The organism is Rhodococcus sp. 15-2388-1-1a (assembly GCF_002259145.1).
Lineage (GTDB): Bacteria > Actinomycetota > Actinomycetes > Mycobacteriales > Mycobacteriaceae > Rhodococcoides.
The window spans coordinates 13,572-35,079 of sequence record NZ_NPFP01000025.1; the positions used below are offsets into that span (position 1 = coordinate 13,572).

Sequence of the window (21,508 nt, forward strand, 5' to 3'; positions counted from 1 at the left end):
TCACGATTCTGCGCGCGTATGGCAAGTGCGCGCGCGTTTGCGAGATCTAGGCCGAGGATGCGACGGTTCCGATACCGAGTGCGACCAGGATTCCGGCGCTGATGCGGTCGATCCAGTCGGTCACCGCGGGCCTGCGCAACAGCGCGACCGCGCGTGAGGCGAGAACGGAGAACACTCCCATCACCAGCGCGGCGACAACCACCTCGACAAGCCCGAGTGTCATGGCACCGGTGAACGTGACCACGGTGAGGAACTGCGGCACCACCGCGAGGTAGAATAGTCCCACCTTGGGGTTGAGCGCGCACGAGAGAACTCCGGCACCGAACGCCGACCACGCGGACGCAGCGACCGGCACGAGCGGCTCGCCGGCCACCTTGTTCTTCCGTCGAGCGCGGAAAGCCTTGACGCCCAGATACAGCAGGTACAGGCCGCCGAGGACCTTGACCACTCGATATGCCGTCGCAGACTGCTCGACGATCGCCGCCAGCCCGACGGCCACCAGCACGGCCCAGAACAGTCCGCCGATCGCGACGCCCATCGCTGCGGCGATGCCGGGCTTGAGGCCGCCGATGCTGTAGCGAAGCACCAGAAACGAATCGGGCCCGGGCAGAATCGCCAGCAGGAAGCACACACCGGCGAAGCTGAGCAGCAGGCTGAGGGTCACGGCTATATGAGAACACCCCGGCGGAGCGGGAGCCAACTGACGTGAGTGTCCACAATTCGGGTCGAGAAACGGGATCCCGCTCGACGGGCCGAATAGTGGACGCTCAGCGCACCAGAGAAACCCGACTACCCGCGCAGGCGACCGGCCGCAGCCTCGATGCGCTCGTCCGTGGCCGTCAGTGCGATGCGCACGTGGTGGGCACCGTCGGGACCGTAGAACTCCCCGGGGGCGGCGAGGATTCCGCGTTCGGCGAGCCAGTCGACGGTGTCGCGGCACGGTTCGCCCCGCGTAGCCCAGAGGTAGAGCCCGGCCTCGGAGTGGTCGACGGTGAATCCCGCTGCCTCGACGGCCGCCTTCAGAGTCGTTCGACGGGCGCGGTATCGCTCGCGCTGGATGTTCTCGTGCTCGTCGTCGGCCAGTGCGGCGGTCATGGCGGCCTGGATCGGCAACGGCACCATCATGCCTGCGTGCTTGCGCACCTCGAGCAGCTCGGCGACGAGGGAGGCATCTCCGGTGACGAAGCCGGCGCGGTAGCTGGCCAGGTTCGAGGTCTTCGAAAGCGAATGCACGGCAAGGAGATTCGTGTGATCACCGTCGCACACACGCGGATCGAGGACGGATACGGCGTCGGCATCCCACGTCAGACCGAGGTAGCACTCGTCCGAGACGACGATCGCGTCACGTTCACGGGCCCAATCGACGACCTTGCGCAGGTGATCGACTCCGAGCACCTTGCCGGTCGGGTTGGACGGTGAGTTGACGAAGATCAGCGACGCACGCTCGGGCCCCAGTCGATTGAGGCCGTCGGCCCGGATCGTTCGCGACCCTGCGAGCAGCGCCCCCACTTCGTATGTGGGATATGCCAATTCGGGGATGACGACCAGGTCGTCGGGCCCCAGGCCGAGAAGAGTCGGCAGCCAGGCGATCATTTCCTTGGTGCCGATGGCGGGCAACACTGCGTCGGTCGAAATGCCGGTGATGGAGTAGCGGCGCTCGAGCGCCGCCACCGCGGCCTCCCGCAGCGCCACGGTGCCGACGGTCGTCGGGTAACCGGGTTCATCCGCAACAGAATTCAGCGCTGCACGGATCACCTCTGCGACCGGATCCACCGGTGTACCGACCGACAGATTGACGATGCCGTCCGGATGAGCCGAGGCCTTCTCCTTGGCGGCGGTCAGCGAGTCCCATGGAAAATCGGGCAGCCCCGCTGCCACCGCTGTGCGCACCAAGATCGTCAGTTCTCGCCCATGGGAGGCAGAGCCTTGATGAAGGGCGGGTCGTAGTCGGTCTTGCCGAGCTTCGCCGCTCCGCCGGGAGATCCCAGGTCGTCGAAGAAGTCGACATTGGCACCGACGTACGCGCTCCACTGCTCGGGAACGTCGTCCTCGTAGAAAATGGCCTCGACGGGGCACACCGGCTCGCAGGCTCCGCAGTCGACGCATTCGTCGGGGTGGATGTACAGCATTCGGTTACCCTCGTAGATGCAATCCACCGGGCACTCTTCGATGCACGCTTTGTCCAGTACATCTACGCACGGTTCTGCAATCGAGTAAGTCACTGCTGCTCTCCCCTCCTGTATCGATCGTGGGCGCTCGCGCGCCCTGAGCATCCTAGTATCGCCGTCCGAACCTGAAGCAAACCGAGCAGGGTGACCTCACCTGGCTCGGGCGGCTATCCCCGCAGCCGCTTCGCCGGTGAGCTTTCGCCGATGGCAGCGGCCTTACGGTGGGCGGCGAGCCACTTACGTCCCTGTTTCGCAGCACGCGAGAGAGCGCCGCGCTCGCCGAGATATCCGGCGACACCTCCGACGAGCGGGATGGCACCGAGGACGCGGTAGACCCCACGAGGATGCGGACGCTTCTCCAACTCACCGGCGACGTCGCGCAGCACGTTCGCGATCTGCCACATGCCGCGCAGCAACGCGAACGGACCCGACTTGGGGGACTCTTCCTTCTTCGCCGGAACACTGTCGGCCAGGGACGTCAGATCACGCTTGCACAGCACCGATCCGAGCAGCTCCACGTGCGTCTCGCGGTCGGTCACACCCGATTCGCGCGCCACGGCCACGAGCACCATCGCCTGGTTGGCGAACCCGAGCAGATCCTGGATCGGCAGCCGGTTGACCAGGATGCCGAACACACCGGGAAATGCGACGGCAACGGTGTTGAGGGCACCGATGCGATTGACCCACCACTGCGAGCGAGCGTCACTGTCGAGCTTCTCCCAGCCTGCGGTGCCGGGGAAGTCGGTGGTGTCGAAGGCTTTCGCGAGGAAATCGATGACGTTGTCGAGGGTCGAATCGTCCGCAGAGGACTCGCGGAACGTCCGCCCCTTGAGTCCGATCGGGTCCCGTGTGGCCAGGATGTCCAGCACGGGATGAATGATGGCGACGGCGCTGCTCAGCACCGCGGCGACGCGACGGTCGTCCATGTCAGACAAGCTCCATTTCGAGAAGAGGGACCCGAGGGTCAGATCAGGCCGGCAACCGACACGGCCGGGGCCGGGTCGTATGTGGTGGTGCGCTGACGAACCGGTCGTCCGATGCCGTCGGCGATCTCGTGCAGCTCCGCGACGGTCTTCTCCGAACCGTTCTGCGAACCCGCCATCCGTGAGATCGTCTCCTCCATCAGGGTCCCGCCCAGATCGTTCGCGCCTCCGTTCAGCATCGCCTGTGTACCCGTGATTCCCAATTTCACCCACGATGTCTGGATGTTGTCGATTCGGCCGTGCAGCATGATCCTGGCCAGGGCGTGCACCGCGCGGTTGTCCCGGTTGGTCGGGCCGGGTCGCGAGGCCCCGGCCAGATACAGCGGCGAGGACTGGTGCACGAACGGTAGCGGCACGAACTCGGTGAACCCACCGGTCTTGTCCTGGATCTTCTTGAGCACGTTGAGGTGACCGACCCAGTGCGACGGATTGTCGACATGGCCGTACATCATCGTCGAGCTCGACCGCAGGCCCACCTCGTGCGCGGTGGTGATCACTTCGATCCACTCGGCAGCAGGCAGCTTGCCCTTGGTGAGCACCCAGCGGACCTCGTCGTCGAGGATCTCCGCGGCCGTACCCGGGATCGAGTCCAGCCCGGCTGCCCGGAGTTCGGTGAGCCACTCGCGGATCGACTGACCGCCGCGGGACGCGCCGTTGACGATCTCCATCGGCGAGAACGCGTGCACGTGCATCGACGGCACCTTGGCCTTGACCGCACGCACCAGATCGGCGTACCCGGTCACCGGCAGTTCGGGGTCGATGCCGCCCTGCATGCAGACCTCGGTCGCACCGACGACGTGCGCTTCCCACGCTCGATCGGCGACCTCGGCGGTGGACAGGGTGAAGGCATCGGCGTCGCCCTTGCGCTGAGCGAACGCGCAGAAACGGCATCCGGTGTAGCAGATGTTGGTGAAGTTGATGTTCCGGTTCACCACGTAGGTGACGGTGTCTCCGTTGACCTGTTTGCGCAGATCGTCGGCCAGAGCGGCGACGGCATCCATTCCCGGGCCCTCGGCCGTCGCCAACGCGAGGTACTGCTCGTCGGACAACCCGGCCGGGTCCTTCTCCGCTGCCGTCAACGCGGAGACGAGATCTCGATCCACCCGCTCCAGCCCGGCAAGATCACGCACCTGTTCGCGGATCGATTCCCAGTCGCCGAACGCATTCGCCAGATCCGAACGAGTCTCGGTGTTGCGGCCCTGGGTGTCGATCTCGGTGTTCAGGTCGACCCGGCCCGAGGACTCCCACTCCTCGTCCGGCTCCTGCCACGGCAGACCCGTCGGGTTGACGTTCTCCCGCGCCATGCCGGTCTCCGGATCGGCGAGGGCCCGCACGTGCGCGGAGATCCGCGGGTCGATCCACGGAGCACCGGCCAGCACGTACTGCGGCTGCGCGGCAGTACGTTCCACGAGCGTGTAACCGGCCGACGCCGACAGTTCGGCCAGGGTGTCGAGGTTCGGCCACGGCCGCTCGGGATTGACGTGATCGGGAGTGAGCGGCGAGACGCCACCCCAATCGTCGACGCCTGCGCCCAGCAACGCTGCGGTCTCCTCCGCTGCGACGAGGTTCGGCGGGGCCTGAATCCGCATCGACGGGCCGACCACCATGCGGGTCACCGCGATCGTCGCCAGGAATTCTTCGAGACCTGCATCGGGCACGGACCGCATCGCGGTATCGGACTTGGCCAGGAAGTTCTGCACGATGATTTCTTGCACGTGCCCGAATGACTTGTGCACCTTACGAATTGCCATGATCGACTCGGCGCGGTCGCGCAGCGTCTCGCCGATTCCCACCAGGATTCCGGTGGTGAACGGGATGTTCAGACGACCCGCGTCGGTCAAGGTCCGCAGCCGAACCTCGGGATCCTTGTCGGGGCTGCCGTAGTGCGCCTGCCCCTTTTCCTCGAACAACCGACGCGAGGTGGTCTCGAGCATCATGCCCATCGACGGGGCGACGGGCTTGAGGCGCGAAAGTTCCTGCCACGACATCACTCCGGGGTTGAGATGCGGCAGCAGACCGGTCTCCTCGAGCACCCTGATCGACATGGCACGCACGTAGTCGAGGGTCGAGTCGTAGCCGCGGGAGTCGAGCCACGCCTTGGCCTCCGGCCACCGCTCCTCCGGCCGGTCACCGAGGGTGAACAGCGCTTCCTTGCACCCGAGTGCGGCACCCTTGCGAGCGACGTCGATGATCTCGTCGGGATCCATGAACATCCCGTGGCCTGCGGCATTCAGCTTGCCCGGCACGGTCACGAATGTGCAGTAGTGGCACTTGTCGCGGCACAACCGCGTGATGGGTACGAACACTTTTCGCGAGTACGACACCGTCTTCGGCCGGCCTGCGGATTCGAGTCCCGCATCACGCACCCGGGACGCCGACGCCATCAGATCGCTCAGATCCTCGCCACGGGCGTGCAGCAACACCGTGGCCTCGTCGACGTTGAGAGACACTCCGTCGCGGGCGCGGCGCAACACTCGTCGCATCGCGGAGGGAGCTGGTACGGAGTCCGGTAGAGAAGTCACCCAACGATCATGCGCCTTCCTGGTACGCACGTGCCACCGCAGGGGTCGGTAGTCCGTCGCCGATCCGAACGTCGCCATTCGGTAACGACTCAGGTCGCCCTCCTTCGTACGGGCGGGAAAGCGCACGCCATCGTGGGAAGCTCCTGTTCATGCGCGCTTTCGCCTGCCCGGCCTGCGGCCGACTCGCCCCCTTCGAATCGCAGAGCTGCCCATCGTGCTCGACGCTCCTCGGCCTTCATCTCCCGTCCAGAACCCTGGTGGCGATCCCGGACGACGAGGTGGTCGTCGACGGGGTGCGCTGGCACCGTTGCGTCAACTGGTCGTGGCAGTGCAACTGGCTGGTTGCCGAGGACTCCGGCAGTGGGCAGTGTGCGGCGGGCCGTCTCATACGCCGCAGGCCCGAGAGCGACGACACGATCGCACTCGAAAAGCTGGCCGACGCGTCCGCTTCCCTCCGTCAGCTTCTCTTCCAGCTGCTGGATCTGGGCCTACCCGTCGATTCGTACCGACAGCGTGACGGCGGCCTCGCATTCGACCTGTTGTCTTCCCGCACATCCGGTCAGCAGGTCACCATCGGCCATGCCAACGGTGTCATCACCATCGACCTGGCGGAGTCCCTCGACGCACACCGCGAGGCCTTGAGGGTGCGGCTTCGCGAACCGTATCGGACCATGCTCGGTCATCTGCGGCACGAGGTCGGCCACTACTACGAGAACATCCTCGTCGAGAACGGTCCGCTCATCGACGACTGTCGAGTGCTGTTCGGCGATGAGCGCGCAAGTTACTCGGACGCGATCGCACGTCACTACAAGTTCGGTGCACCCGAGGACTGGCAGCAGAGTTTCATCTCGGAGTACGCCACGATGCACCCGTGGGAGGACTTCGCGGAGTGCTTCGCCCACTACCTGCACATCACCGACACACTGGCCACTGCAGCCGAGTCCGGAGTGATGGTGCGCGCCGACCTGGCGGCCTGGGCAATGCGAGACGATGTCGCTCCTCGAACGAGCTATCACGACGCAGATCTCGACGACATCCTCGAGGACTGGCAGATCCTCTCGGGAGTGTTCAACAGGGTCAACAGGTCGATGGGCAAGGGCGACCTCTATCCCTTCACCATTCCGCAACCGGTGCACGAGAAGTTGCGGTTCGTGCACCGCGTCGTCACGACCGCGGCACGAACGGACGGCTAGGTTTGCACCCGTGACAACGATGACCGATCCACAGTGGCAACCGTCTCCGCGTGCACGCCTGCTCTGGGCTCTGAGTGCCGGTCTGCTGTGGCTACCGATCTTCGTCGCCCAGATCGTCTGGGCCGTCGTCGACTCGAATGCGACGACGTGGCCCCACGTTGCCGTTCTCGCGGCGACGGTGGTGCTTGCGGCCCTGCACATCGCGGTCGTGCCGCAGTGGCGGTACCGCGTGCATCGCTGGGAGATCAGCGACACCGCGGTCTACACCCGCACCGGCTGGCTGAGCCAGGAGCGACGCATCGCGCCGATCTCGCGGGTGCAGACCGTCGACACCGAACGCGGACCGCTCGACCGGCTGTTGGGGTTGGCCACCGTCACCGTCACGACGGCATCGTCCGCGGGTGCGGTGAAGATCACCGCGCTCGATCAGGATGTCGCGGACAAGACGGTCGCGCGACTGACCGACATCGCCGGCCGTACCGTCGGGGACGCAACGTGACCGCCGGTGACCCGCAGTACCAGGCAGAACTGCTCGCCGTCGAGGAGGAGCAGCCGTGGCTGCGCCTGGACAAGCGAATGTTGTTGGTACATCCGGTGAACGAGGGCATCAAGATTCTGCCGGTGCTGTTGATCTCGTTCTTCGTCGGTAGCCAGAGCGGCAACCACTTCTGGAGTGTCGGCCTGCTCGCGGTCGTCGTGGTGTTCGCGATTCTGCGGTGGTTCACCACCAGCTACCGGATCGGCCCGGTGCACGTACAACTGCGCACCGGGGTGTTGCAGAAGAAGGTGCTCTCGATTCCTCGCAACAGAATTCGATCGGTCGACGTGGAAGCGAACGTCCTGCATCGCGTACTCGGTCTGTCCATCCTGCGCATCGGCACCGGCCAACAGGCGGGCAGGGGTGAGGCATTCGAGCTCAACGCCCTCGACACCTCACTGGTGCCTGCACTGCGCGAAGATCTGCTGCAGCGAGTCTCGGGACAGATTCCGACGACCGACGGAACATCCAGCGCACCAGCGGATTCCGGCGTGGAGATTGCGCACTGGCAGTTCTCGTGGGTGCGGTTCGCGCCGTTCTCCATCACCGGCATCGTCACCATCGCTGCGGCCGTCGGCGTGCTGTTCCAGTACGGACTCGGGCAGACACTGGCGAAATCGTCGGTGGTCTCCAACAGCATCGACTCAGCGGAGCGATTCGGAATCGCGATGTTCGTCGTCGTGGCGCTGATGGCACTGCTCGTCGTGTCGAGCGTCTTCGCGTGCGTCCGCTACCTGCTGACCTACGCCAATCTGACGGTGACGGACCAGGGACGCACTATGCATGTCAGCCACGGACTGCTGCGCACTCGCCAGTCGACACTCGATCGCAAGCGGCTACGCGGCACCTCTCTGTCCGAACCGCTGCTGCTGCGTGCGGCCGGTGGTGCCAGGCTGGACGCCATCATGACCGGCGTCAGCGCCGAGAAGAAAGAATCGTCGCTGCTGCTCCCCCAGGCCCCACGCGCCGAGGCGCTACGCATGATGACCACCGTGCTCGGCGAGGCCGGACTGCACGGTGGTGCCGATCGTCCTCTGCTCCAGCACGGACCCGCAGCGCGTCGACGCCGCTACACCCGGGCAGTGCTCCCCCTGCTGGTCATCGCCGCCGGCCTGGGAGTTGCACAGTACGTCGGTGCACCGATCCCGGTCCTGGCGTGGATCGCACTCGGGGTGTTGTTCGTTGCCGCATTCGGGCTCGCTCACGATCGCTTCCGCGGCCTCGGCCATGCGGTGCTGCCCGGTTGGCTCATCACCCGACACGGTTCGCTCGACAGGACTCGCCACAGCCTCGAAGCCGCGGGCATCATCGGTTGGACCGTGCGGCAGACGTTCTTTCAGCGTCGCGCCGGGGTGGCCACCATCGTCGCTGCGACTCCCGCAGGCGTCGGACATTACGAGGTGATCGACATCCCCATCGAGAACGCGTGGGCGATGATCGACGCCGTCACCCCCGGAGCCGGGGACGTCTGGCTGCAACGAACCTGAGATGACGCGGCCGCAGAGCATCGAGGAACTCGACCTCGCCGTGTCCGGGTGCCGCGCCTGCCCTCGCCTGGTGCGGTGGCGCGAGCAGGTCGCCGCCGAGAAGCGCGCCGCCTTTGCCGACGAAACATATTGGGGCAAGGCAGTTCCGGGCTTCGGCCCGGCCGATGCATCGATGGCGATCGTCGGACTCGCCCCGGCAGCGCACGGCGCCAACCGCACCGGTCGGATGTTCACCGGGGACAGGAGCGGCGACGTTCTCTATCGCGCGATGCACGCGGTCGGTCTGGCCAGCCAACCCACCGCCACGCACATCGGAGACGGGTTGACACTGAACGGAGTTCGCATCACGGCACCGGTGCACTGCGCTCCGCCGCAGAACAAGCCGACTCCTGCCGAGCGCGACAGATGCAAGCCCTGGCTGGACGACGAATTACGGTTGCTGCGTCCGACGCTGCGGTCGGTGCTGGTCCTCGGAGCCTTCGGCTGGCAGTCCCTGTTGCCGATACTCGCCGCCAACGGATGGGAGATACCCAGGCCTGCACCGAAATTCGGGCACGGAGTCGAGCTCGACCTGGGGTCGATCACCGTGTTCGCCAGCTATCACGTGAGCCAGCGAAACACCTTCACCGGACTGTTGACTCCGACGATGATCGAGGATGTGCTGCGGGATGCGGGTCGGCATGCAGGCCTGCTGTGATCGCCTTCATGCGGAACATGAACAGCAACACTCCCGCCGGGCCTGCACCGGCGACGATGAGCAGCATCGTGCGCCAATCGGCGAGCAGAAGAACGTCGTTGCCCGGACCGCCGAGCATGCACAGCACGATTGCGAACAGCCATCCGAAAAGCGGTGACGCCACCCAGATCGGCCGTTCCGCTACTTTGCGTGCGGCCAGGACCAAGGCGACGTTGGCGATTCCGCCCAGCACTGCGCTGATGGGGAATTGCACCGACCCGAGATAGGTCGGAAGGAAGAAGACCGACAGAATCCCGGACAGGAAGCCGTCGAACACCAGTACTGCGACGGTCGCCCAGGACACCAGGGCGACAGTATTGGATGCGGCCTTCGAGATCATGCGCCCAATACTGCCTTGGCCCGGGTTGTTTCAGTGCATCGCATCCAAGAAACCGGGCATCGGCCCTCAGGAAACCGGCGGGTATCCCAGCGAGGTGAGCAAGTTGCTCGCACCCATGGCGATCTGGCCCAGAACGTACTGGTACAGATCTGCCTGTGCGCCGAACTGCGGCTTGAGAGAATCGACGAACGCCACGATCGCGTCCTGCACTACGTAGTTGTACATGTGTGTTCCGCCCCTGCTGTGATGAGATTCATGCTGTGGTTCGTTCAGTGATGCGAAGCACAGCCTAGTACGCCGGCAAACAGGTCGTTCTCCCTGCCCGTCTCATCGGGGCAGAGTTCGCCGCGGACGAGCACGTACTGCTCGTCCAGCAGTATCGGTTGGGCGATGTCGTTGGACAGTGCGTACTCACTACCCGACGGCGCAACGGTGACCTGAGTGGCGTGTGCGCGCAGTGCGTCGCGCTTGGCGTCGAGCACACCGCGGATGTCGATGCCGGTGGTGATCGTGTTCTCGGGAACGCTGGGTAGCTCGCCGGCCTCGGGCATTCTCCAGTGCGAGGGAATCTCCTCGATGGCTGCGAGTCCCGCCTGCAACTGATCGTGGCCGGTGACGGTCCAGTAGAACTTCGACACCTCCCAGGGCGACCCGGCCCCGGGGTGGGAATCCGTCCCGCAGACCTCGACGGCCTCGGTCACCAACGAGTGCACCTGCTGATGATCGGGATGGCCGTAGCCGCCCTCGGGGTCGTATCCGACGACCACCTGCGGTCGGAGCTCACGCATCACCGCGACTAGCGCTCCGAGAGCCTCGTCGCGATCGGCGTTGACGAACGCACGCGGCTTGCGGGCAGCAGACGTACCGGCCATTCCCGAATCTCGCCAACGACCGGCTCCACCGAGGAACCGAGGCGGGTTGCACCCCAGCGCCGCGAGAGCGCGATGCAATTCCAGAATTCGATAGCCGCCGAGCTGATCGGCACGGTCGACGACCAGATCGGCCCACGTCTCGCCGATCACTTCCCCTTCCTCACCGAGTGAGCAGGTGAGCACCGTGACGTCCGCCCCGGCTCGAACGTAGTGAGCAATGGTGCCGCCGGTGGTGATGGTCTCGTCGTCCGGATGCGCATGCACCAGGAGCAACCGCTGCGGCTCCGTCATGGAAGGCTCCGTGATGGAAGGCTCCGTGATGGAAGGCTCGCTCGTCGACTTGTTCGTCATGGCTCCGCTGCTCGCTGTGTTGTTGTCGTTCGTGTCGACGGGCTCGGTCATCGGGGTGTCCGCATCCATTGCGTTGCGTCGGAGAAGATCCCGACCTCCACCGGGCCGGTCAGCGAGACGCCGGTGATGCCGGGAACGGCAGCCACCACGGACGAGTCCTGCATGATCGGCAACGTCGACGCCAGCGACCACAGCTTGGGCTCGACGTCGTCGGTGGCCACGGACGGCTCGAGTCCGCTCACCAGTGCCCTGTCGATCGTCGGTTGCAGTTCCGGAACGCACAGTCCGGACAGGTTGCGCGGCACCTCGACGCCGTTGCCACTGCCGTCGGCCGGTTCGTCGACGCAGCCGAACCGTGAGGCGAGGGCCGTCGCAGGGTCGACTCCGGCGCTGGTCCATCCGACCACCGCGTCGACCGTTCCGTCGGTCAACGCCGTCGAATACAGCTCGTCGGCGGGCAGTGGCGTGACGGTGGCGTCGATGCCCGCGCCGATGAGTTCGTCGGCGGCGGTCCCGGCGACCGCGAGCGCGATGTCGTCGTTCTCGACGGCACCGATCACGAACCGCAACGCGGTACCGGTCGCGTCCGCGAGGCGGGTGACACTCGGAGCCGGGGCGCCCGTGCTCGTCGGGTCGGGGCTCGTCGTCGGAGCGGCGGTGGTCGTTGCGCTCGGGTTCGGTGTGGATGTCACCACTGCGTCGGGTGTCGGCACGAACCCGGCCCGGTCGAGCAGATCGAGGGCGGCCGTTCTGCCGATGGGGGCAGGAGCGGTCGCGGAATAGCCGGGATCCGACGGCGAGGACAGCTGCGCCGCCGCCCGAAGATCCGTCGCGCCGCCGCCTGCTCCGACCGTGGCCAGCAGATTCGGGTCGAGAAGACCGAATATCCCTTGCCGCACAGCAGAATCGGACATGTTGGGAGCTCGACCGTTGACCGTCATCGACAGCACACGTGACTGCCTGATGGTGTCGGTTCGCACTCCGGGAATTGCGGAGAGCTGAGCCCGCAGAGCCGAGCCCCCGCGCACCTGGGCGATCTGCGCGTCACTGGACCGCAGTGAGTCGGCCAGCTGAGCGGAGGTTCCCCCGCGGCGGATGAGGATCTGGTCTGGTGATGCGGGTCGGTCCCAGAATCGGTCGTTGCGTTCGAGCAGAATCTCGTCCCGACCCCGGTCGACGGTCTTGATGTTGAACCGGGAACCGGAGACCGGCACGTTGTCCGTCAGGCCCCCTTGGAAACCGCCGGGTGAGTCCTTGAGCAGGTGCGAGGGCACCAGATCGGCGAACAGTCGCTGCCAGGCCGGATACTGCGACGAGAGCGTCACGTCGACAGTCTTGCCACCGCCCGAGGACGCGACGTCGCTGATCAGGGCGTACCCCGCCGGATCGACGACACCGGGCTGCGTGATCATCTGCTGCCACAGGTAGCGGAAGTCCTCGGCGGCGATCGGTGCGCTGTCGGACCACTGGGCCTCGTTGCGCAGCTGATAGCGGATGGTGAACGGCGACTGCGACGTCACCTCGGCCGAGACCAGCAAGGACAGGTCCGGCTCCCAGGTGGTCACCCCGGTATCGGGGTTCCTGACCGGGCGAAACGGGCTGGGCAGCACCAGCGAACTCACCGCTGCAGTGGCGGGCGACTGATCTGCCTGAAGATGTGGGTTGAACCCGATACCGACGTCGTCGATGGCCACGACGACCGGGTCACCGGTCTCGGCCGGAACCATCGTCGTGCTGACCGGAGTCTCGACACTCTCGATCGGGGGCGGCGGATCCGCAGTGCACGCGGTGAGTACCAGAGCGATGGCAGAAACCAGAACCGTCGGCATCAGCACCTTGCGCAACGAGGATCTCCTTCGTAGTCGGCTACCTTCTGCGACAGAAGCGACGCGCACCGCGAGGGTGGCACGTCGCTTCTGCCGCACGAAGTGAGTCTTACAGAGCAGCCTTGTCGCGAGTCTTGCTACGCGAACGCTCACGGGCGCGCTCGTTGGAGTCGAGGTGCACCTTGCGGACGCGGACGACCTCGGGGGTCACCTCGACGCACTCGTCGCCTGCACAGAACTCCATGGCCATTTCCAGATCCAGCTTCTTGGGCTTGGCCAGGGTCTCCATGACGTCTGCGGAGGACTGACGCATGTTGGTCAGCTTCTTCTCGCGGGTGACGTTGATGTCGAGGTCTTCCTGACGCGGGTTGATGCCCACGACCATGCCCTCGTAGGTGTCCGCGCCCGGCTCGACGAAGAACGTGCCGCGATCGGCCAGCTGGATCATCGCGAACGGGGTCACGGTGCCGTGACGGTCCGAGACGAGCGAACCGGTGTGGCGGGCGCGGATCTCACCGGCCCACGGTGCGTAACCGTGGAAGACGGCGTTGGCGATACCGGTGCCGCGCGTGTCCGTGAGGAACTCGGTGCGGAAACCGATCAGGCCACGCGAGGGAACGATGAATTCCATGCGAACCCAGCCTGCGCCGTGGTTCGTCATCTGCACCATCTTGCCCTTGCGAGCGGCGAGCAACTGAGTGACCGCGCCGAGGTACTCCTCCGGTGTGTCGACCATGAGCTCTTCGAAGGGCTCGTGCAGCTTGCCGTCGACCTGCTGGGTAACCACCTGAGGCTTGCCGACGGTGAGCTCGAAGCCTTCGCGACGCATCTGCTCGACGAGGATGGCCAGCGCCAGCTCGCCACGACCCTGGACCTCCCAGGCATCGGGGCGACCGATGTCGAGGACCTTGAGCGAGACGTTACCGATCAGCTCCTGGTCCAGACGGCTCTTGACCATGCGCGAGGTGAGCTTGTGGCCGCTGACGCGTCCGACGAGCGGGCTCGTGTTGGTGCCGATGGTGACCGAGATGGCCGGCTGGTCGACGGTGATGCGAGGCAGCGCGACCGGGTCCTCCAGATCGGCGAGGGTGTCGCCGATCATGATGTCGGGGAATCCCGCGACGGCGACGATGTCGCCTGCGACGCCGCGCTCACCGGGGACGCGCTCGACGCCGATGGTGTTGAGCAGCTCGGTGATCTTGGCCTTCTGGACGACGGGCTCGCCGTCGACCTCGCGCATCCAGCTCACGGTCTGGCCCTTGGAGAGCTGGCCGTTGTGGATACGCACCAGGGCGAGGCGGCCGAGGAAGGCCGACGCGTCGAGGTTGGTGACGTGCGCCTGCAGCGGTGCGTCGACGTTGCCCTTGGGAGCGGGGACGTAGTTGAGCAGCACCTCGAACAGCTCGTCGAGGTTCTCGGCGTCGGGCGCGTTGCCGTTCTCGGGCTGAACACGCGACGCCTTGCCCTCACGGCCGGAGGCGTAGAGAACAGGAAGGTCGAGGGCGAGCTCGGCTGCCTCGGACGCTTCGTCGTCGAGGTCGGACGCGAGGTCGAGGAGCAGATCGTGGCTCTCCGAGACGACTTCTTCGATACGCGCGTCGGGACGGTCGGTCTTGTTCACGACCAGGATCACCGGGAGCGAGGCGGCGAGCGCCTTGCGCAGGACGAAGCGGGTCTGCGGAAGCGGGCCCTCGGATGCGTCGACGAGAAGGACGACGCCGTCGACCATGGACAGGCCGCGCTCGACCTCTCCGCCGAAGTCGGCGTGGCCGGGGGTGTCGATCACGTTGATGACGGTGATGGTGCCGTCGGCATTGCGCTTGTGAACGGCCGTGTTCTTGGCCAGGATCGTGATGCCTTTTTCTTTTTCGAGGTCACCCGAGTCCATGACGCGGTCGATCGCTTCGGCACGTTCCTCGAACGCGCCTGACTGCCGGAGCATGGCGTCGACCAGGGTGGTCTTGCCATGGTCGACGTGTGCAACGATGGCTACGTTGCGAAAAGTGGTGGTGCTGTCGATGTTGTCTGCACTGCTTGGGGCGCTCACGCGAAAAATTCTCCTGGAGTCGAATGCGGGCTCTTGTTCGCTAGCGGGCTTATGTCGCTAGAGAAGCGCGCTGCACCGCGAGGTTCTCGCGACTGATCGAGTTTACCCGTAGTCCGACGGTACCCCGCGCCACCCTCAGGTCTGTGACCTGCGCCACCCATTAGTCTTGGTGCTCATGGGCAAGATAAAGGCAGTAGATGTCTCGGGGATGAAGCCCAAGAAAAAATGCTGTCGCAAGAAGGTTCGGTGCATCACATGCCCCGTGGTCATCATGCGAATGAAGAAGCTCGAATCGGCAGGCGCAACCAAGAAGGACCTGAAGAAGGGCCTCAAGACCGCCCGGGCGAAGTGAGCAGAATCTGCTGAAGTTCGGGTAGCCAGAGCCGATCCGCGTCGACCAGATCCATCGTCGGCAGCGTCGCCGCATCCACCCACCGCAGGGCCGAATGTTCCAGCGCTGCAGGCATTCCCGAGATGAGTGCAGCGCGGTAGGCACGCAGCACCAGCCCACCGGGCAGGTCGACGTCGCCGGTGAGCGCCGCTCCGATCGAGCACTCGACGCCCAGTTCCTCACGCAGCTCGCGCACCAGAGCCGCGTCCTCCGACTCCCCCGGCTCGACCTTGCCGCCGGGCAGTTCCCAGAGGCCCGCCAACTCGGGCGGACGGGTTCGTTGCGCGAGCAGCAGCCTGCCGTCGTGCGTCAACGCGGCTGCGACAACCACAGCGGTGGGTGTACCGGACATGCCACCATCTTTCTATGACCGAACTGCTGACCGACCGTGACATCGAGGACGCCCGGCTCGCCGAATGGACCGTGTTCGGAAAATCGCTGACTCGCACCGTCGAGCTCGCATCGTTTCCGGCCGCGATCGAGGCGGTGAACCGCGTGGCCGACGCCGCGGAGGAGGCGGACCATCACCCCGACATCGACATCAGGTGGCGGACGCTGACGTTCACGCTGTCCACGCACTCTGCCGGCGGACTCACGCAGAAGGATGTGGATCTGGCGCGTCGGATCGACTCACTGGTCGAGCCTTCGTGACGCGTCCGGCATAGACGACCCAGCCCAGGAACAACGCCGCTCCGACGACGTCCACGGCCCCGGCCCACGCCTCGAGTGCGGGCCGGGGGATGGTCCAGATCGATTCCTGGAAGAAGCTGAGCAACCACGGCACCCCCACGGTCACCGTCACCAACCAGTAGCCCGCGACGATCTTCGCCCCGGCGACGCCGCGCAGCGGCCCGTGCACGAGCCAGATCACCATCGGAATCACCCAGATCCAGTGATGCGACCAGGAGATCGGCGAGATCAGCAGGCCGAAGAGTTGCACGATCACCAGCGTGCCCAGGTGGTCTTCGCGTCCGATCGCACGCCATGCCGCGATCGTGAGTCCGGTCGCGACGACGGCGGCGGCGATCCACAGCGGGCCCTGCCCGACGTCCTCCCCCGCGATTCGGCTGAGCGCTCCGCGCAGGGACTGATTCCAAACCGAGCCGACGGGGCCGATACGGTCGGCATCGCCGAGCAGCGTGGTGAAGTAGGTGGCCGCCTGGTGTCCGAGCGCCGCGTAGCTGACCGCAACGGTGAGCGCGAAGGCCACTGCCGAGAACGCCGCGGCCTTCCATCTGCGCGTGGCCAGGAAGTACAGACCGGTGATGGCCGGGGTCAGCTTGATTCCGGCAGCGAAGCCGACCAGTCCGCCTGCCACCCACCACCTGCTGCTGCGTACCGCGAGAATCGCCAGCAGCACCAGGAACACGTTGACCTGGCCGTAGTCCAGCGTCGTGCGCACGGGTTCGGACCACAACCCCAGCGCGGTCCACAACAGTGCGATGCGCACCCAGCGCGGTTCGGCGGCGCGCTCGCCGCCGAGAACCATCGACAGCGTCAGCCTCACCACGGCGAACAGCGCGATCATGGTCGCGGCCTGCCACAGGACACCGACGAGGGTGAACGGCAGGTAGTGCAGCGGGAAGAACACGAGCGCGGCGAACGGCGGGTACGTGAACGGGAGCGGGAAGTCCGGGGTCTGTACCGAATACGTGTAGTCGTACAGATTGCCGCCGAGCAGTGCCGCGGAGCCGTCGACGTAGACGTGGAGGTCCACGAGGTTCATTCCGTTGGGCGTCGCGAAGGCCCAGACGAATCGGCTGATCACCGAGACCGCGAGCAGAACGGGGGCCAGCCGAACAAGTCGGTTCACTGTGCGTGCGGTTCCGTTCGGTATCGATGCCGTGTATCGATCGTCGAGCTTATAGGGCTCCGCTCACGCACCCCAACCACGGATGCAGCCCAGTAACATTTGCATCACCTTTCACACTGATAACTTCAGTAACAGGTTATCGTGTGCGTCTGCGGAGAATTCGCAGCGTGTGACCAATAGACTGCCCTGGCATAGATGCGACGGGGGAGGGCTCGATCGACAACAGCTGTACATCGGGGATTGCGCTACATAGAGTGACCCCTCGAGCACCGGCTGTCGCCGTGGGCCCGCGTCATGATCAGAATGGGGAATATCACCGTGCTTCGTACCCGCGGAACGCGTCGCGTAGTTACAGCCTTGGCCGTAGCCGCAGCCGCCGCACTAGTCGTGCCGACCAGCGCATCCGCACAGCCATTGGTGCCGATGGCACCGGCAGATCTGCCCGCAGCACCGGCTGATCCCGCTGCTCTGATCGCTCAGTTCCTTCCCGCTCCCGGTGAGCCCATGCCGAACCTTGCCGAGGTGGAAGCACTCGCCTCGTTCGCACCGGCCATTCTCGGTGCCGCAGCCGGACCCGCCGATGTGGGAGCCGCTCCGGCCGCCGACCTGCTGGGTCAGGCCCGCGCGCTGCTCGAGACGGCGCAGCTGCCGGACCAGGTCAAGGCCCTGCTCGAGCGCGTCATCACGTTCCTGGACGGCTCCGGCGGCGGCGGACCGGACCTGCCGGCCGACGGACCCGTCATCGCCCAGTTCCTGTACCCGACGCTCGGCATGGGGTGCATCTCCGACACCGCAGATTCCGTCGGAACCGCTCTGGCCGTACCCGGCCCCGCCACTCTGCCGCCTCCCGGACCGGGTGCAGGCCAGGCCGGCTTCGTCTTCACCGCCCTCGGCACCGCACCGATCGCCGCAGAGCAGGCAGCCCCTCTGACGGTGACCTGGCTCAACATCGACAACCGTCGCTCGGGTACCCAGGATCTGACCGGCGCGGCCATGATCAACGCCGACGGTCCGGCGACGTTGTCCGCGATTGCCGACACCGGCCCCGGACGCGTCCTGTCGGTCGTCTCCGGTTCGATCACCACGCAGTCGAAGGAAGACCCGGCGGCAGCGCCGCGCAGCTGCACCTTCCTGCCCACCATCGGTACGGTCTACGTTCCGTAGCTCGTAGCTGCACCACCGACGCAGTTCGCCCCCGGCTTCCATGAGAAGCCGGGGGCGAACTGTTGGTACAGGGCAATTCGGAAAGAATGTGCGCGAGCGGCAGACACCGAATGTCGCACTGCATTCAGAGATTGTCCGAATGAATTACATCGATGGTATTTCAGAGAATGTTGGTGGCAGATTTCGACCACTGCCCGTAATCGGCTTTGAGAATATTGTTGATGTCGACTTTGACGCCGCCCACGAAATCCTTGTCGATTCGGATCTGATGAATGTGCGCGTCGGGATGAACGAAACCCTTGGGTGTTCCCCAATTGTGCTGCCAATACCACTGGCCGAGTCCGGCGACCGAGGCCAATTCGATGGTCGGTGAATTGGCGTAGATCCCCGTGTTCTCGGCTCCGATCACCGACTGCCAGCCCAGGATGTACGGCGCGATCAAGGTTGCGAACTCCACTGCGGTGGGGTTGTCGTCGATGGACGCGTAGATCGGACGGTCAGCCGGACCACCGGCAGCCGTGTGGAGTTCGAGGCCACGCGTGGCATGCTTCACGCCCGCTGCGTACCCACCACGCCAATCCGACGTCGCGCCCTTGCCGAACTGGTAGTTCGAGACCACCTCCAGCCCGGCGGAGGTCAGCGAGTCCGCCTCGGACTTACGCATCGGCTTGCCGATCATCCAGTTCGCGTCCGGCCGCCGATCGGAGACGTATCGAACAGCCCCGAGGTGACCGGCCTGCTTGATCGCCGAGGCAGACGGCACCCCACCCGAATAGTCGACGAGTGTGCCGAGTCCGGCGTCGGCGTGCGCGGTCGCCGTGCCCAGCGCAACCAATCCGACGGCAGCCGCGGACCCCGCGGCGGCGTACTTGAACAGTTCACGTCGCGAAACCTGCACAGAAATCTCCATTGTCGTTCGATCGCCGCGGCGCGCCTACCCGAGAAATCGCACAACCACTGCTAGCTTCCATCGTTTGTCGTATCCCACCACAATCCCATCGGTACCGCCAGCCACACTGCTCACACGCATCACGTTTTCCTCCGGCTTCACACGAGCACCTCGAGCATCGACATCGCGAACATGAATATGGTGGAGAGGACGATGCACGGACGAACGCGCTGAGGAGTGGATGGACATGGGCGTAACGCTTGCCAAGGGTGGAAATGTCTCGCTGACCAAAGAAGCACCGAATCTGACCGCCGTCAGCGTGGGACTGGGCTGGGATGTCCGCGCCACCACCGGCGGCGATTTCGATCTCGACGCCAGCGCCATCGGACTTCGCACCACGAAGAAGGCACTGAGCGACAGCTATTTCGTCTTCTACAACAACCTGCGCTCCCCCGACGGTGCCATCGAGCACACCGGCGACAACCGGACCGGCGAGGGCGAGGGCGACGACGAGAGCATCGATGTCGACCTGGTGGCCCTGACCCCGGACGTCGACTCCATCGTCTTCCCGGTGTCCATTCACAACGCCGACGCCCTGGGCCAGAACTTCGGTCAGGTCGTCAACGCCTTCATCCGCGTGGTGGACAAGTCCGACGGGCGCGAACTCGCCCGCTTCGACCTCAGTGAAGACGCCTCCACCGAAACCGCAATGGTGTTCGGCGAGCTGTACCGGCGCGGGGCCGAATGGAAGTTCCGCGCCATCGGCCAGGGCTATGCATCGGGCCTGGAGGGAATCGTGCGCGACTTCGGGATCGACGTGGGCTGAGTTCTCCGCGAACTGTCTCGAATGCACCGTCTCGATTGGACAACGGATTCCGGCTGAGCTTGTGACGTCGAGATGATGTGTGGTGATATCAGCGCAACCGCAACATAAGCCACATCAGTCACAGGAGTCACACATGTCTCGTCGCCTCGGCCGCTTGGCGGGCGCGCTCGCGCTCTCCTGCGCGGCATTGCTCGCTGTTCCCGCCACCGCGGCAGCGGATCCGGCACCGGCCGATCCGCTGGCGCAGGCAATCGCCGCACTGCAGGGACAGGGCGGTGCCTCGCTCGACGCCGCGACCGCGATCGCCGACTCACGCACCCCGGTCGCCGAGGATGCGAACGTCGATCCGTTCGCCGCACTGAACGCAGCCAACAAAGCCCTCACCGACTTCGGCATCACGCCGTTCTTCTACCCCACCGCAGCGATCAACTGCTCCGCAACGGCGAGCTCGCCCCTCGGCATCGTTCCCGGTGTCGCGGGCGGAGCGGCAGGACCGTGGCCGCAGCTGACCGCGCCGGCCATCCCCACGTTGCCGTTCCTGCCGTCCATCGAGATTCCCGAGCTCAATGCAGTCGACAAGGGCGAAACGATGTTCGCATTCGTCCCGGCCGGAATCGTGAACGATTCCGAGAACAAGACCGGGATGCAGGTCGCCTGGTTCAACGTCAACACCCTGCAGGGCGGATTCGCCGACTTCGGCGGCTTGGCAACCACTCTCGCCGATTCGATCCTCACCAATTCCGGCGTGCCCGACGCGGCGAAGGACATCGTTCGGCCGTTCGTCATCGGCGCGATCGACTCGCTGCCTGCCGCCGGTGCCCGCGCCGTACCCGTCGAAACCGGATCGGGAACCGTTCTCGCCGCGGTGTTCGGCACCGTGAACCACAAGGCCCTCGACGGTTCAGACAAGAGCTGCTTCTTCTTCCCCACCGTCGGCATGATCAACGTCGCCTAGGGGTTACGCAAGACCACGAAAGGCCCTGCAGCGCACTGCTGCAGGGCCTTTCGGCCTTTACGCTCTGACGACTCGGCCCAGCCGTCCCAGGACCGCCTGCATCTCGGTGTGTTCCGATCGCGCCGCCCAGGGGCGTTGTCTGTTTCTTCCCCGCATCTGCATCGCGGCGCCGGTCACGAGGTCACCGTTGGGGGCGAAATGCACGCGAACGATCTCGTTGAGTGAGCGCCCCAACCCGAAACCCGGTACGACACTGCAGAACCCGTACGGAAACAACGGTGCATCGGGTTCGTTGTACTTTCCACCGACGAACACCGGGCCGCCGGTACGGAAGTCGCGGCACTGCGCGATGAAGCCGTGGAACGCACGACCCTTCTCACGTCCGTAGTACGCGATACCCACCCGCC

23 protein-coding genes are annotated in these 21,508 nt (G+C 65.4%); 9 read left to right on the forward strand and 14 right to left on the reverse strand.

Features of this window, described 5'->3' with window-relative positions; genetic code table 11:
- Positions 1 to 46: 46 nt before the first annotated feature.
- The 5 genes from CH302_RS15710 to CH302_RS15730 all read right to left on the reverse strand — a co-directional run bounded on the left by CH302_RS15710 (position 47) and on the right by CH302_RS15730 (position 5,673).
- The gene (locus tag CH302_RS15710; RefSeq protein ID WP_037191482.1) at positions 47 to 664 is read right to left on the reverse strand and encodes a LysE family translocator; all 618 of its coding nucleotides are present in this window, start codon (positions 662 to 664) and stop codon (positions 47 to 49) included.
- A gap of 125 nt (positions 665 to 789) precedes the next feature.
- The gene (dapC, locus tag CH302_RS15715) at positions 790 to 1,893 is read right to left on the reverse strand and encodes a succinyldiaminopimelate transaminase (protein WP_037191481.1); all 1,104 of its coding nucleotides are present in this window, start codon (positions 1,891 to 1,893) and stop codon (positions 790 to 792) included.
- 5 nt (positions 1,894 to 1,898) lie between these two features.
- Positions 1,899 to 2,222 (reverse strand): ferredoxin, encoded by a 324-nt coding sequence (fdxA, locus tag CH302_RS15720; RefSeq protein ID WP_008714223.1) that lies wholly within the window; start codon positions 2,220 to 2,222, stop codon positions 1,899 to 1,901.
- Between the two features lie 113 nt (positions 2,223 to 2,335).
- Positions 2,336 to 3,094, reverse strand: a complete 759-nt coding sequence (locus CH302_RS15725) for a hypothetical protein (protein ID WP_037191480.1) — start codon at positions 3,092 to 3,094, stop codon at positions 2,336 to 2,338.
- A 38-nt stretch (positions 3,095 to 3,132) separates the two neighbouring features.
- Complete coding sequence (locus tag CH302_RS15730; RefSeq protein ID WP_371828446.1) at positions 3,133 to 5,673, reverse strand: bifunctional FO biosynthesis protein CofGH; 2,541 nt, start codon at positions 5,671 to 5,673, stop codon at positions 3,133 to 3,135.
- A 149-nt stretch (positions 5,674 to 5,822) separates the two neighbouring features.
- Between CH302_RS15730 and CH302_RS15735 the strand changes: the two genes are divergently transcribed.
- From CH302_RS15735 to CH302_RS15750, 4 genes are all read left to right on the forward strand, one after another.
- A complete protein-coding gene (locus CH302_RS15735; RefSeq protein WP_037191479.1) occupies positions 5,823 to 6,866 on the forward strand; it encodes a zinc-binding metallopeptidase family protein in 1,044 nt (347 codons plus the stop codon).
- Between the two features lie 19 nt (positions 6,867 to 6,885).
- Positions 6,886 to 7,365, forward strand: a complete 480-nt coding sequence (locus CH302_RS15740) for a PH domain-containing protein (RefSeq protein ID WP_037191476.1) — start codon at positions 6,886 to 6,888, stop codon at positions 7,363 to 7,365.
- 77 nt (positions 7,366 to 7,442) lie between these two features.
- Positions 7,443 to 8,891 (forward strand): PH domain-containing protein, encoded by a 1,449-nt coding sequence (locus CH302_RS15745; protein WP_082323702.1) that lies wholly within the window; start codon positions 7,443 to 7,445, stop codon positions 8,889 to 8,891.
- A 1-nt stretch (position 8,892) separates the two neighbouring features.
- Positions 8,893 to 9,588 (forward strand): uracil-DNA glycosylase, encoded by a 696-nt coding sequence (locus tag CH302_RS15750; protein WP_037191474.1) that lies wholly within the window; start codon positions 8,893 to 8,895, stop codon positions 9,586 to 9,588.
- Here CH302_RS15750 and CH302_RS15755 read toward each other — a convergent pair.
- The 5 genes from CH302_RS15755 to typA form a co-directional block, all read right to left on the reverse strand.
- Complete coding sequence (locus CH302_RS15755) at positions 9,515 to 9,967, reverse strand: hypothetical protein (RefSeq protein ID WP_037191473.1); 453 nt, start codon at positions 9,965 to 9,967, stop codon at positions 9,515 to 9,517. The genes CH302_RS15750 and CH302_RS15755 overlap by 74 nt on opposite strands.
- Positions 9,968 to 10,033: 66 nt before the next feature.
- The gene (locus CH302_RS30105) at positions 10,034 to 10,192 is read right to left on the reverse strand and encodes a hypothetical protein (RefSeq protein ID WP_176460714.1); all 159 of its coding nucleotides are present in this window, start codon (positions 10,190 to 10,192) and stop codon (positions 10,034 to 10,036) included.
- A gap of 44 nt (positions 10,193 to 10,236) precedes the next feature.
- Positions 10,237 to 11,130 carry an N-acetyl-1-D-myo-inositol-2-amino-2-deoxy-alpha-D-glucopyranoside deacetylase gene (gene mshB, locus CH302_RS15760; RefSeq protein ID WP_037191667.1) on the reverse strand — a complete coding sequence of 298 codons (894 nt, stop codon included), beginning with the start codon at positions 11,128 to 11,130 and terminating at the stop codon, positions 10,237 to 10,239.
- Between the two features lie 107 nt (positions 11,131 to 11,237).
- The gene (locus CH302_RS15765; protein ID WP_037191471.1) at positions 11,238 to 13,019 is read right to left on the reverse strand and encodes an ABC transporter family substrate-binding protein; all 1,782 of its coding nucleotides are present in this window, start codon (positions 13,017 to 13,019) and stop codon (positions 11,238 to 11,240) included.
- Positions 13,020 to 13,125: 106 nt separating this feature from the next.
- The gene (gene typA / locus CH302_RS15770; RefSeq protein WP_037191470.1) at positions 13,126 to 15,063 is read right to left on the reverse strand and encodes a translational GTPase TypA; all 1,938 of its coding nucleotides are present in this window, start codon (positions 15,061 to 15,063) and stop codon (positions 13,126 to 13,128) included.
- Between the two features lie 175 nt (positions 15,064 to 15,238).
- Between typA and CH302_RS30110 the strand changes: the two genes are divergently transcribed.
- Positions 15,239 to 15,415 (forward strand): hypothetical protein, encoded by a 177-nt coding sequence (locus CH302_RS30110; RefSeq protein ID WP_094633883.1) that lies wholly within the window; start codon positions 15,239 to 15,241, stop codon positions 15,413 to 15,415.
- Here the strand turns inward: CH302_RS30110 and CH302_RS15780 are convergent.
- Positions 15,393 to 15,806: a (deoxy)nucleoside triphosphate pyrophosphohydrolase gene (locus CH302_RS15780; protein ID WP_037191469.1), complete on the reverse strand. Its 414-nt coding sequence runs from the start codon at positions 15,804 to 15,806 to the stop codon at positions 15,393 to 15,395. The genes CH302_RS30110 and CH302_RS15780 overlap by 23 nt on opposite strands.
- 14 nt (positions 15,807 to 15,820) lie before the next feature.
- Between CH302_RS15780 and CH302_RS15785 the strand changes: the two genes are divergently transcribed.
- Positions 15,821 to 16,105, forward strand: coding sequence for a 4a-hydroxytetrahydrobiopterin dehydratase (locus tag CH302_RS15785; protein WP_037191468.1), 285 nt, complete (start codon positions 15,821 to 15,823; stop codon positions 16,103 to 16,105).
- Here the strand turns inward: CH302_RS15785 and CH302_RS15790 are convergent.
- Positions 16,047 to 17,267 carry a mannosyltransferase gene (locus CH302_RS15790; protein WP_052047734.1) on the reverse strand — a complete coding sequence of 407 codons (1,221 nt, stop codon included), beginning with the start codon at positions 17,265 to 17,267 and terminating at the stop codon, positions 16,047 to 16,049. The genes CH302_RS15785 and CH302_RS15790 overlap by 59 nt on opposite strands.
- A gap of 303 nt (positions 17,268 to 17,570) precedes the next feature.
- Here CH302_RS15790 and CH302_RS15795 point away from each other — a divergent pair, with 303 nt between their 5' ends.
- On the forward strand, positions 17,571 to 18,431 hold the full coding sequence (locus tag CH302_RS15795; RefSeq protein WP_052047746.1) for an Rv1157c family protein: 861 nt from the start codon (positions 17,571 to 17,573) through the stop codon (positions 18,429 to 18,431).
- A gap of 160 nt (positions 18,432 to 18,591) precedes the next feature.
- Here the strand turns inward: CH302_RS15795 and CH302_RS15800 are convergent, their stop codons facing one another.
- Positions 18,592 to 19,341: a DUF1906 domain-containing protein gene (locus CH302_RS15800; RefSeq protein ID WP_037191465.1), complete on the reverse strand. Its 750-nt coding sequence runs from the start codon at positions 19,339 to 19,341 to the stop codon at positions 18,592 to 18,594.
- 226 nt (positions 19,342 to 19,567) lie between these two features.
- On the opposite strand from CH302_RS15800, the gene CH302_RS15805 reads away from it, so the two are divergent.
- Complete coding sequence (locus CH302_RS15805) at positions 19,568 to 20,146, forward strand: TerD family protein (RefSeq protein ID WP_037191665.1); 579 nt, start codon at positions 19,568 to 19,570, stop codon at positions 20,144 to 20,146.
- A gap of 133 nt (positions 20,147 to 20,279) precedes the next feature.
- On the forward strand, positions 20,280 to 21,101 hold the full coding sequence (locus tag CH302_RS15810) for a hypothetical protein (RefSeq protein WP_037191464.1): 822 nt from the start codon (positions 20,280 to 20,282) through the stop codon (positions 21,099 to 21,101).
- Positions 21,102 to 21,158: 57 nt separating this feature from the next.
- Here the strand turns inward: CH302_RS15810 and CH302_RS30115 are convergent.
- Positions 21,159 to 21,508: hypothetical protein (locus CH302_RS30115; protein ID WP_176460715.1), on the reverse strand; the 350-nt coding region annotated here is incomplete at its 5' end.